Origin of the sequence: Peptoniphilus lacrimalis DSM 7455 (assembly GCF_000378725.1) — a bacterium.
GTDB classification, from domain to species: domain Bacteria; phylum Bacillota; class Clostridia; order Tissierellales; family Peptoniphilaceae; genus Peptoniphilus_A; species Peptoniphilus_A lacrimalis.
Map to the genome: position 1 here is coordinate 56127 of NZ_KB900374.1, position 12602 is coordinate 68728.

General features: G+C 29.5%; 10 protein-coding genes, 1 tRNA gene and 1 riboswitch. Of the genes, 3 read left to right on the plus strand and 8 right to left on the minus strand.

Translation table 11 applies throughout. The annotated features are described in order from the left end of the window. Window positions 1-37 precede the first annotated feature (37 nt). From F594_RS0107260 to F594_RS0107285, 6 genes are all read right to left on the minus strand, one after another. Entirely contained in the window at window positions 38-2467 is a 2430-nt protein-coding gene (locus tag F594_RS0107260) for a hypothetical protein (protein WP_019035079.1), read from the minus strand. A gap of 12 nt (window positions 2468-2479) precedes the next feature. After that, window positions 2480-3274: a metal ABC transporter permease gene (locus F594_RS0107265; RefSeq protein ID WP_019035080.1), complete on the minus strand. Its 795-nt coding sequence runs from the start codon at window positions 3272-3274 to the stop codon at window positions 2480-2482. Further along, complete coding sequence (locus F594_RS0107270; protein WP_019035081.1) at window positions 3267-3917, minus strand: metal ABC transporter ATP-binding protein; 651 nt, start codon at window positions 3915-3917, stop codon at window positions 3267-3269. The genes F594_RS0107265 and F594_RS0107270 overlap by 8 nt, the downstream gene beginning before the upstream one ends. Then, entirely contained in the window at window positions 3910-4833 is a 924-nt protein-coding gene (locus tag F594_RS0107275; RefSeq protein WP_019035082.1) for a metal ABC transporter substrate-binding protein, read from the minus strand. Before F594_RS0107275 ends, F594_RS0107270 begins: the two co-directional genes overlap by 8 nt. 385 nt (window positions 4834-5218) lie before the next feature. Further along, on the minus strand, window positions 5219-7282 hold the full coding sequence (locus tag F594_RS0107280; protein WP_019035083.1) for a heavy metal translocating P-type ATPase: 2064 nt from the start codon (window positions 7280-7282) through the stop codon (window positions 5219-5221). Window position 7283: 1 nt separating this feature from the next. After that, complete coding sequence (locus tag F594_RS0107285) at window positions 7284-7595, minus strand: DUF6110 family protein (protein ID WP_004823799.1); 312 nt, start codon at window positions 7593-7595, stop codon at window positions 7284-7286. Between the two features lie 330 nt (window positions 7596-7925). On the opposite strand from F594_RS0107285, the gene mnmA reads away from it, so the two are divergent. Together mnmA and F594_RS0107295 are read left to right on the plus strand one after the other, a co-directional pair. Further along, window positions 7926-8981, plus strand: coding sequence for a tRNA 2-thiouridine(34) synthase MnmA (gene mnmA / locus F594_RS0107290; RefSeq protein WP_019035084.1), 1056 nt, complete (start codon window positions 7926-7928; stop codon window positions 8979-8981). A 9-nt stretch (window positions 8982-8990) separates the two neighbouring features. Beyond that, complete coding sequence (locus F594_RS0107295) at window positions 8991-9626, plus strand: 50S ribosomal protein L25 (protein ID WP_009345755.1); 636 nt, start codon at window positions 8991-8993, stop codon at window positions 9624-9626. A 99-nt stretch (window positions 9627-9725) separates the two neighbouring features. On the opposite strand, the gene F594_RS0107300 is transcribed toward F594_RS0107295, so the two are convergent. Both F594_RS0107300 and F594_RS0107305 read right to left on the minus strand, forming a co-directional pair. Beyond that, window positions 9726-10334 carry an ECF transporter S component gene (locus tag F594_RS0107300; protein WP_004823795.1) on the minus strand — a complete coding sequence of 203 codons (609 nt, stop codon included), beginning with the start codon at window positions 10332-10334 and terminating at the stop codon, window positions 9726-9728. A gap of 59 nt (window positions 10335-10393) precedes the next feature. Next, window positions 10394-10509, minus strand: a riboswitch (FMN riboswitch). A 183-nt stretch (window positions 10510-10692) separates the two neighbouring features. Continuing rightward, the gene (locus F594_RS0107305) at window positions 10693-12069 is read right to left on the minus strand and encodes a L,D-transpeptidase family protein (protein ID WP_019035085.1); all 1377 of its coding nucleotides are present in this window, start codon (window positions 12067-12069) and stop codon (window positions 10693-10695) included. A gap of 237 nt (window positions 12070-12306) precedes the next feature. On the opposite strand from F594_RS0107305, the gene F594_RS0107310 reads away from it, so the two are divergent. Beyond that, window positions 12307-12390: transfer RNA gene (locus F594_RS0107310), tRNA-Leu, on the plus strand. Window positions 12391-12602: the final 212 nt, after the last annotated feature.

Below are 12602 nucleotides of genomic sequence, written 5' to 3' on the forward strand. Positions count from 1 at the left end.
TTCTTCCGAATATTTTCTCTTAGCTTTATTATCGCCTTTAATTTCTACCAGCTTTAGTTTCTGCATTATTGTCTTGATTTGCATTTTTATTTTCTGATGTGACTTCTTTTTTATCTTCAGGAAATTTTTCTATATTTTCTTTTTTCTCAATTTCCCCATCAACATTAATAGTTTTTTTAAAGTCTTCAAGTTTTCCAAGCTTGTAGATAACTGCACCATTTACCTTATCAAAATCTGCTAAATTAAATCTTTTATCTTCATCATTTTTACTTACAAGGATACTTTGACCAAAATCATTACTTATGCTTGCATCTGGTCCATAGTGATTTCTAAGGAAACTTATAGCCTCTTCCATGGTTACTGATAGTTCAGGCTTTTCTTCTTCAATATCAATATTTTTGTGACTGATTAAATATTTCAAAGTTGCCACGACATCTCTAGCTGAGTTTCCTCCATAGACTCCAGCCTTTGCATTTTGAATGATTTGTTTTATAGATATTGCATGGTAATGGCTTCCGTGTAACCAATAAAATACATTATTTCTTTGACCATTTGAACCATAAACTGGCAAATCTGAATTAATATTTCCAAAATTAGTCATTTTTTGTAAATTTTCATCTAGATAAGCAAGAACTGATTTTTTAAGTTGGGCTGGTACTTCACCATAAGAAAACATATCATTATCATTAACTTCCACATCAGTGTGGTCAATATATTCTTTAATATATTCAGCATTTGGATATATATTTTTTGGATTTACTCTTACAATACCAACTTCCTTTTCTCCAACGTAAAGGTGCCAGTGATCACCGTGGTCAACTATTTTTGTTACTCCCTTTGGCCAAGCATCACTTTCATTGTTGTGGGGCTTATCATTGTGACCATGACTTCCGACATATTTTTCAATAACTACATCTCTATAAGTTGAACCTATAGGTCCTAAATTTACATAACTTATATACTCATTTCCTCTAATATCATAAATATGATAGTGGTCTCCATGTTTTTTTATTTTATTTATTTTTAAATAGCTCAATTCTCTCAAACCAATGGTTTTTATAAAGAAATTATTTGGATTTTGTGGATTCTCGCTAGGATAATTTGGATAAGTTGGATAGTTAGGCATACTTGGATAGTTTGGATAAGTCGGATAATTTGGATAATTTGGATTAATCATATTATTATTTGCTAAATTAGGCATAAATCCACTATTCCCATTATTTGTTCCCCCATTAAGTGGTGCGTGACTTCCTTGATACATTCCAAAACTTGCATTTGGATACATTGCTCTTGGATCTTCATAGGTAATAAATTCTTGACCTGATGCTGTATAAACATGGTAGTGGTCCTCATGTTTTAATATTTTTACAACTCTATTTGGATCATTCAAAGCATTGTTTGCATTTGCCAAATTATTAGCCATAGGGTTTGAGAAAATATTATTATTTGCATTAGTGTTTGAAAATAAATTATTTGCTCCAGTAAAATTACCCTTAGCCAAAGAATTTCTATTTGACTTGTGGCTTCCCACATAAGTTCCTATATTTATATTAGGAAATATATTTTGAGGATTGTCATAAGTTATATATTCCCTTCCATCTTTCGTATATATGTGATAGTGATCGCCATGTTTTAAAATCTTTCCAACATCAAGATTTTTCATGTCTGCACCACTGATAGTACTAATAAACTCAATATTATTATGGGCAGATAAATTTTTATTTATTCTCGCATTATTTGCACTTGCAGAAGCTAAACTTCTATTTTTCACTGATAAATTTTGATTTTTTCCATGACTACCTGTGTAAGTTCCAACTTTTATCCCTGGATACATTGAACTTGGATCTTCATAGGTTATAAATTCTTTACCTGATGCTGTATAAACATGGTAGTGGTCTTCATGTTTTAATATTTTTACTACTTCATCTGAATTGAGTTTATTTTTTGACTCATGAAATTTTATGGTTTTAGATGATTTTGCAAGTGTTGAATTTTTATGGTCCCCGTGAGATGCTTCATATTTTGTGATTTTTATATTTGGAAAAGCATCTTTTGGATTATCATAAGTCAAATATTCGCTTCCATCATCTGTGAAAACATGCCAGTGATTTCCGTGAACTTTAATCTCTTTTACATTCATAGTTTTTAATTGATCAAGGCTCACAACACTAACCATTTCCATTAATTGATCAGATGAAATGCTATTTGGGTCAGTATAGGTGATATGTTCCTTGCCATCTTTTGTGAAAACATGCCAGTGGTCTCCGTGTTGAATTACTTTTACAATTTCATCTTTATCAATATTGGAATCATCTAAAAGAACTTCTGTTGTATCATCAACTTGATACTTACTTTCTTCTTGTGGCTGGTAATTATTAGATAAACTTACATTTTTCGCCTTATTACAAGCGCAAAGACTTAAAGTTAAGGTAAAAATTGTTGTTAATTTTAAAATTTTGTTATTCATTTTATTCTCCTTTTAATTTCTATTAAATAACATTGTTAATGCTAAAGCTAAGACTGCAATAATAACAATTACAGAGCCTGGCTTCAAATTAAAAATATAAGATATAATTAAGCCTGCATAAACAAAAATTACTGATAAGATTATAGACAATATCAGAGTTTCCTTATAAGTTTTTGCAAGCTGCATAGCAGTTATTACCGGAATAACTAGAATTGATGATACAATCAACGAACCTATGGTTTTGGCTGACAGAGAAATTGCAACTGCAGCTAAAATTGTAAATATAAAATCAATTAACTTTGTGTTGATTCCCATTAATTTTGCACTTTGCAAGTCAAATACACATAGATAAAGTCTGTCATAAATTAATCTGTAGATGATGATTACAAGAGATGAAACACCAAGTATCAGATAAAATTCTCCATTACTTATCGTTACAATTGAACCAAAAAGATATGATGAAATTGAAGCAGCATTTCCATTAAAGCTTGAAAAAATACCTGCAAGTCCTATTGAGCTTGCAAGAACTATAACTGTCGATATTTCCTCATAGGCTTTTAATTTTTTTGAAATTAATTCTATAAAAAAACCTGCCATTATACATATAATTATTGAACCCAAAAGAGGATTTATGCCAATAAATAATCCCATACTTACACCAGCTAATGAGGCATGGGAAAGAGTATCTCCCATCATAGATAATCTCTTTAATAAAATTGTAAAGCCTATACATGGAAGAATAATTGCAAGAACTGAACCTACTATAAAAGCCCTTCTCATAAATTCATAACTTAACATTTCAACCATATATAAGTTCTCCTTTATAAGGAAAAACCTCTTTATCTCTTAACTCATAAACTTTATTTACATAAGTATTAATATTGAAAACATCATGAGTTACCATCAAAATTGTTTTTCCTTGTCTTGCCAAATCTTTTAAAATTTTTAAAAATTCGTCAGAAAATTTCTTATCAATACTAGCTGTTGGCTCATCTAATAAAATTAATTTTGAATCTTTTATAAGAGCAATTAAAAGGCTAAGTCTTTGAAGCTGACCTCCTGATAAAGAGCCTAGAGTTTTTTTTCTATGCTCATAAAGTCCCACCATATTTAAATATTTCTTTATATCAACTTTCTTTTTTAAAAACCTTAAATGGATTTTTACAACTTCTTCAACGCTTGTCGGAAAATTTTTATAGGTGGAACTTATATTTTGACCTATATAAGAAATTTTTTTATAATTCTTAGAAGTTTCTCCAAATAATCTAAGGTTTCCTTCTTTTGTCTTTAATTCTCCAAGAATGAGTTTTAATAAGGTGGTTTTCCCTGCTCCATTTCTTCCTATTAAGGCTACAAAATCACCTTCAGACAAATAAAGATTAATATTATTTAAAATCTTTTTATTATCATAAGAAAAAGATAAATTTACTATTTCAACTACCTTATTCATTAAAGGACCTCATTAGAGCCTCTAAATTTTCTTCCATAAGCTCCAGATAACCTTTTTGCATCTCTTCAGGTGTTAAACTTTCCATTGTATATAAGGTATCGGTCTTAGTATTTGTGTTTTCCGCAAGAGTTTTTGCAACTTTTGGAGTAGCTTTACCTTCAAAAAATATTGTTTTTATGTTGTTAGCCTTAACAAAATCAGCTATAACCTTTAATTCTTTAGCAGATGGTTCTTCATCAGGAGAAATTCCTGTAACAGCTATTTGTTTCAAACCATAATCCCTTGCCAAATAATTAAAAGCAGCGTGAGAAACAACAAAATATTTTTCTCTGTCGGTAATTTTTGATAGCTCTTGTTGGAATTTATTATCAAGATTTTTGAATTCTTCTACAGATTTATTCAAATTTTCCCTATAAAATTTTTCATTTTTAGGATCCATTGATGAAACTTTCTTATAAATACTTGTAAGCTCCACAATATCATTTTTTATACTCAACCAAGTATGAGGATTAACCCTCGCCTTATCAGTTTCTGAATTATCTCCCTTTGTCAATAAGGTAAGTCCTTTTGAAAGGTCTAAAAATTTCTTTTCATCTCCAGCGACTTCTTTTAAATCATCAATAAAAGCTTCCATATTTGCTCCGTTATAAATAATTAAATCTGCATTAGAAATTTTAGCCATATCCTTAGCTTGTAGTTCAAAATCATGAGGTTCTTGATTGCCTTCAATAATTTGTCGAACTTCCATCTTATCTCCCACAATCCTTGACGTTAGATCATAAACAGGAAAAAAACTTGCATAAATTACTTTTTTATCATCTTTATTATTGCTTAGTGCTTGTTTTTTTGCACAAGCTGTAAATGTTAAAGAAATAAGAAAAAACAAAAATATAAATTTTCTTAAATTTTTATTCATAAATCCTCCTAAAAATATTTTAAAGTTAATGCGAATCATTTGCGTTTAAAATTATACAAATATATTTTTCCTTTGTCAATACAAAATATTTTTAGTAATTAAAAATTTTTTTATAAAATTTTCTGAATTTTCATCCGAAAAGAAAAAATAATGAAACTTTACATCTCACCTATTTAAGCTTTATATAAATATATTAAAAATTCATAGAATAATCTTAGAATTTATCAAAAATTGCAATTAAATAAATAAAATAAAAAACTAAGAAATAATTCAATCAAAAAATGGATGCCACCTATAAAGTATAGGTTAGCATCCACTACAACTAATTAATCAAATATTGTGCCCTGTTTTATTGGTACACAACAAATTCATCTTTCAGTATTTATTAATATCTTTTCATATTATTTAGAGCGTTAAGAACAGTTGAGGAATTGTGCAAAAATGCTGAACTTGTATTTGAAATTAATCCGAAGAATCCTAAAATTATTAAAAGAGAATTAAAAGAAATAATTTCCCTATAATCTTTAGCTATTCTTTTTTCCAAGCCCTTAGAAATTTTAACTATATCAACAATTGATTCTAAATCATCTGAACCAATAGAAATATCTGAAATTTCTTTAGCAATATCTGCACCTTTTTTCATACTTATTCCAACATCCGCACTAGACAAGGCTACAGAATCATTAATTCCATCCCCTATTAGCACAACAATTCTTCCCTTAGCTTTTTCTTTTTCAACAAAATCTGCCTTATCTTCTGGTAAAACTTGGGATTTGTAATAATCTAAATCTAATTCTTCGGCTACATTACGAGCTGCATTTTCTGCATCACCTGTAAGCATAACAATTTTTTTATAACCTAAGCCCCTTAGTTTTTTAATAGTTAATTTAGCATCTTCTCTTATAGGATCTGAAATACAAATAACACCTATCAATGAATTGCCAATAGACAAGAATAAAAGGGAATGATTTTCTTTTAAATCATCAATAATCTTTTCTTTTTCATCTGTTATTGGTACTTTTTCATCTTCAAAAATAAAATGATGAGAACCTATCAGGGCTTTTTGACCATTAATAGTTGAAGCTATACCGTGAGCAACAATATATTTTGGTTCCGTATGCATTTCATCGTGAACAAGACCTCTTTTTTTAGCCTCTTCAACAACAGCATTAGCTATTGAATGTGGGAAGTGTTCCTCAAGGCACGCAGCTATTCTTAAACATTCATTTTCATCATAATTATCAAATGTTATAACTTTTTCAACACAAGGTTGAGATTTTGTCAAAGTTCCTGTTTTGTCAAAAACAATCGTATGAGCATGGGCAAGACTTTCCATATATCTGCCACCCTTAACCAAAGTTCCGTTTTCTGTAGCTTGACTCATAGCTTTCATAACAGCTATAGGAATGGTTAATTTTAATGCACAAGAAAAATCTACCATCAAAAATGCCTTGGCTTTTATTAAGCTACCTGTGAAAATATAAGCAAGCGCCGCTCCTATAAAAGAATATTTAACAAGAGAATCAGCCCTTGTTTCAGCCTTTCTCTGTGATAGAGATTTATTTCTTTCACTATCTTCTATCAAGGCTATAATATTATTTATTCTTGACTCGTTATGTTTTTTAGTAGTTTTGATATAAAGATTTCCCTCTTCAAGAACTGTACCAGCAAAAACAGTTTTGCCATAAGTTTTATGAACTGGCATAGATTCTCCAGTAAATGAAGATTGATTAACAAAACCTTCACCACCAATTACAATACCATCTACGGGAATAGTTGAACCCATCTTACAATCAACAACATCCGAAACATTGACATCCCTTAAAGACTTTAGAACTCTTTTATCTCCATCTATAACAAAAACTTTATCAATATTTAATTCCAAAGATTTAGCAAGGTCATCTTTAGATTTTTTTAAGGTGTATTCTTCAAGTTTTTCCCCTAAATTAAGTAAAAACATTATTGAAGATGCAGCCTTAAATTCATCGGTCAAAAGAGAAATTGAAATTGCACTCGCATCAAGAACATCAACATTAAGATTTCCTTTGATAATGGATTTAACACCACTTTTTATATACTTAAATGACCTTATTAAAGTCATGACATTTTTAACTGGTAGGGGAAGAAATAGCTTGAAAACAAAACGTTTATAAAAAGCATCACGAACAATTTCAAAGATTCCCCCCTGATTTTCAATCATAGTTGGACAAATATCCGAATCATTTATAGCTTTTAAATCTAAATCTAAAATATATTTGCAGATATTTGGCAAAATTTCTTCCTTGTATTCCACAACAATTGAGCCATTGAGTGAATTGATATCCACAGAAATTACGCCATCAAAACTTTCAAGTTCGTATTTTAAAGCTCCATACTCTTTTTGATTGAAAGAATAAGGAGTTGCAAAACGACATCGACCCCTAATCCTGTGAGCAATTTTCGCTTTCATTTTAGTCCTCTAAATCTTCTTTTGGTTCATCCTTTTTTTCTTCAGCCATATTAGCTAAATTTTCAATATTTAAAGCTTCTTCCTTTTCTCTTTCTTTCTTGTCATCTTCTTCTTTTTTTACTTTTGCTTCAGCTAAAATATCATTAGCATTTTCACGAATATTTTCAAGGCTCTTATCAAGGTTTTCTTTAACTTTTAGACCCCCGGCTACAGCACTAACAGCTAAATTTTTTGCGCTTTTAGATGATAAAAATTTGTCACCAACTAAACCTAAAGCTACACCTACAGCTAAATTAATTAATTTCTTTTTCATAATGAAACCCCCTAATATTAATATATTTATATTATCATTTTTCTAATTGATAATCAACTGCTATTTAATCTGTTGTTTTTTGAGATGTAATGAGTATTTATTATCAATTAGCTTTTTTCTATTATATATAATTTTATATATGATAGAAAATATTTACCCTTTTAATAAAAAATGTGTCACTATAATAAAAAGATTTATAATTTTATTTTATAAAATATTTAAAAATATAAATTTTTTAAAGCAAAATTCAAAATTTAGAATTTATCTACATAAATACTAGATTTTTTAGCCTTTCTAAGGTATAATAAATTATTGTACTTGGAGGAGATTATGAAAAATAAAAAAGTGGTTCTAGGTATGAGTGGTGGTGTTGATTCTTCAGTTGCTGCTATCCTTTTAAAAAACCAAGGCTATGATGTGATTGGCGTATTTATGAGGAATTGGGCTGATGATGGAGTTTGTACTGCTACAGAAGACTATATGGATGTTGTAAAAGTTGCATCCCAATTAGGTATAAAATATTTTACTGTAAATTTTGAAGAAGAATATAGAAACCAAGTTTTTTCATATTTTCTTAATGAATATAAGAAAGGTCGAACTCCTAATCCTGATGTGATGTGCAATACAGAAATTAAATTTAAGGCATTTTTAAATTATGCTTTGAATTTTGATTGCGACTATATTGCAATGGGTCACTATGCCCGTACAAAAAATATTGATGGAAAAACTTACCTTTGTAGAGGTTTAGATAATAATAAGGACCAATCTTATTTTTTATCAAGAGTTACAGAAGATGCCTTAAAGAAAACTCTCTTTCCTATTGGTGAGCTTCAAAAAGATCAGGTAAGAAAGATTGCCAAAGATTATGGTCTGTCAACAGCTCTAAAAAAGGATTCTACAGGAATTTGTTTTATTGGCGAAAGAGATTTTAATAAGTTTTTGGACCAATTTTTATTTACAAAACCCGGCAAAATTGTCGATACCCAAGGAAATGTTTTGGGAGAACATTCAGGACTTATTCACTATACCATCGGTCAAAGACGAGGAATGGGAATAGGCGGTAAAGGAAATGGAGAACCTTTTTTTGTAGCAGACAAGGATTTGAAAAATAATCTTTTGATAGTGGCTCAAGGAGAAAAAAATCCTGCCCTGTATAAAAAAGTTTTTCAAGTAGAAGATTTGTTTTGGATTAGTGGAAAACCACATTTCCCTCTTAAAATGACTGTAAAAATTAGATACAGAGCAAAAGATGAAGAAGCTTTGCTCGAAGAAAACGAGGGAAAATATTTTGTAAAATTAAAAAATCCCCTAAAAGGGGTTACTCCCGGTCAAGTTGCCGTATTCTATAATGACGAAATTTGCCTTGGCTCAGGGATTATAAAGTAGGAGGTATTTATGGAATTATTAAAGTTAAGTTCTAGAAAAGAACACGGTAAAAACCAAGTTGATAAGTTAAGAGCAGAAGGTATAGTACCAGGAGTAATATATGGTAAAGACAGAGAACCTTTAAATGTTAGTGGCCATGAAAATGTAATTTTAAAATTATTTCAAGAAGTTGGTACTTCTGTAATCATTGAAGTTGAAATTGATGGTCAAAAAACTTCTGTACTTTTTAAAGAAGTTCAAATGCACCCATTCAAAAATAATATGCTTCACTTCGACTTATATGAAATTGATATGAATCATCCAATTACAGTTGTTGTACCAGTAGTATTAATTGGTAGAGATGAAATCAAAGTTCAACCTTCTAACTTAATTCAAGTTATAAATGAAGTTGAAGTTAGCTGCCTACCAAAATATTTACCATCAACTGCTGATGTAGAAGTTACTGATATGCAAATTGGTGATACAATTACAGTAGCAGACCTTGATATTTCAAAAGATGAAAATATAGAAGTAGCACTTGATGCTGATGAAGTTGTTGCAACATTATCTGCACCAAGAGAAGAATCTGAAGAAGAAGAAACTGAAGTAGCTGGTGAAGTTCCTACAGTTGCAGAAACTGAACAAAAAGAATCTGAAGAAGAATAATAATTTTTTCAAAAGACCCTTTTGGGTCTTTTTTTATTTCAAAACATAAAAAAGTCAGTATTTTTAATAACAAAATACTGACTAAATAATAATCTTATCTTATCCTAGTTTGAATATAGGACTTAATTTTTTATAAACAAGCATCATAAGAGCCGATGTAATTAATCCTTTTAAAAGATTAAAAGGAAGTATGCAATATACCATAAAAGACCAAAGATCTGTGACTTTTTCACTTACAGCTCTTCCCATGCCAATAATTGCTTCCATTGGAATAATTTTTGCATACAATGGAAATATTACATAATAATTTGAAACCATTGAAAGAGCTGTCATAATCAATACACCAGAAGTTAATCCAATGATTGCCCTTTTATAAGTTTTATTTTTTCTATAAATACTTGCAGAAACAAAGGCAAAAACTGAACCAATTATAAAGTTTGACAATTCTCCAACTCCTCCAGTTGTTGTCCCTCTAATAACAATATGCAAAATGTTTTTTAATCCACAGATCAAAACTCCATAAATTGGACCCATAGTAAAAGCTCCAAGCAAAGTTGGCAACTCAGAAATATCCATTTTGATAAATTCTGGTGCTATAAATAAAATCGGAACCTCAATAAGCATTAACAAAAATCCAATAACTGATAACATAGCAACTCTTGAAATTGCACGGGCAGATAAAAATGTACCTGTATTAACTCTATTCATAAATACCTCCTTAATTTGGGGCATCAAAAAAGCCCCTTCTTCGGGGCGTAATATCAATTACACATCTTCTTTCATCCAGACTTTACTGTCGGTATTGGAATTTCACCAATTCAACCCCAAAAGGCTCGTGGACTCTACCACCGGTTAGGACTTTCACCAATCCCTGAAGATTAACAACATCTATATTATATCATCTTTTAATAAATTTTCAATACATGAAACAAAGCATAAGATAAAATTCTTAGAAAAAATATAAGACTAGGTGATTAGAATATTAGACTTTCAATTTAAAAATTATGTAAAAAATTCTAAAATAAATGCCCAAGATGAAACTTATCAAATTGGACATTTATTTTATTTATGAAATTTTTTGTGTGCGTGAATCGTAAATTACAACAGGCATTCCCACAAAAGTATTATCAAAAAGTTTAGGCATTACAGAAGGCGGAATATTGATACATCCGTGACTTCCTCCTGTCATATATATATTGCCTCCAAAAGAGCTCCTCCAAGAAGCATCATGAAGTCCAACACCAGTCCATGTTATTGGCAACCAATAATTTACATGAGAGCGATAGTTATCACCTGTCAAAAATCTATCCCTTTCTCTTGACCAAATTTTATGAGTTCCAGTAGGTGTGGCATTATTTTCACCAGGATTACCTGTAACAATTTTAGTTTCCAAAATCAGTTTTCCATCTTTATATAACCAAGCATTTTGCCTTGCAAGGTCAACTTCTATATAAGAATTTCCTAAATCATTAACAGCTCTATTAACTGCTACAGTCCTATAAACAGGAGTTAATTCCTTATCTTTCCTTTCATTTAAAGCCTTAATAAGTTCTTCTGAAGTCTTTTTTCTTTCAGTTGACCATCCATAAATTCCACCTTGAACACGAACCAGTCCAATACCAGTAGCATTAAAATCACGGGTTCCCTTAAATGTATCATATTTTAAAGCCAAAGATTTTATATAATTTTTCACCTTAGCATCATCAGGAACAAGTTTCATATCTTCAGTTCTGTGAAATAATTTAATTAAATCTTGTCCCGTTAAAGTTTCCTTTCTATCTTGAAAATTATAAATAATTTTTAGTTTGAAAAGAGATTTATACTCATTCAAAAGAGATAAAAGTCCCTTATCATCCGACTTGATTTTTGGCATATAATAAATATTTTCTTTTTCTAGATTGACATCTTTATTTTCATCTTTTAAATGCTTCATAATAGAAGATTTTAATTTACTAACATCCACAGTATTGCCTAAAACTTCATCTTCTATTTTAAAATTATTATTTTCATAAACAATTTTGGCATCTTGAGGTGGTGTATTTTGATTTTTAACAATTTTCAAATCATCAACACTTTGGTCAAATTTACTAATATCGTAAGTAGCTCTATGCTTAAGCTCATATTCTTTCTTATATAGACTTTGTAAAAACCAATAAAAAGATGGTTGTTTAATATCTTGATTTGGCAAAAGTTCATCCTTGTAGTCAAACTTGGATACATCTAAATCTTCCTTACCATCTCTAGAAATAATATTAATTTTATAATCTTTCCAAATACCATTGTAATTATCATATAAATCCGATTTTTTTGTTAAAGACAAATCCTTACCATTTACTATAGTTTTTGGCAAAAAATAAGACCTATAAAAATAAGCACCAAAAAAATAAATACCTATGAGTAGAATAAGAATAAGTCCTAAAATAAATTTTAAAGCCTTTTTCATTTGACCACCTTTCCATTTAATTATAGCTTAAAGATATGAATTGTAAACGTGAAATTAAGAATTGTAATATAATTGTATAAATGATTACAAAACAATGAATTTTAATAAATGTATAGGATTATAAGCAGAAATCACAATTAAGAAAAATATTTTAAATAATAATTAAAATAAAATTTCTGTAAAAGTATTGACAATTTTTTATAAACTAGCTATAATAATTATGTTGTAAAACTTCATGCGGGAATGGCGGAATTGGCAGACGCGCTAGACTTAGGATCTAGTTCCATTGGAGTGGGGGTTCAAGTCCTCTTTCCCGCACCAGACAATTTTGTATTTTTATGAATTGTTACAAATGGCTAAAAATGCAAAGAAAAAGCAGGTATTCAATTTTTGAATTACCTGCTTTTTTACATATTTTTACACGTTTTTATTGTTGTGTTACCAACTCGTTACCAACTTTTATAATTCTTTTTTTCATTTAAATACCTTTATTTGGTAGGATTTAAAAATATTTTTTTAAATTTTTATATAAA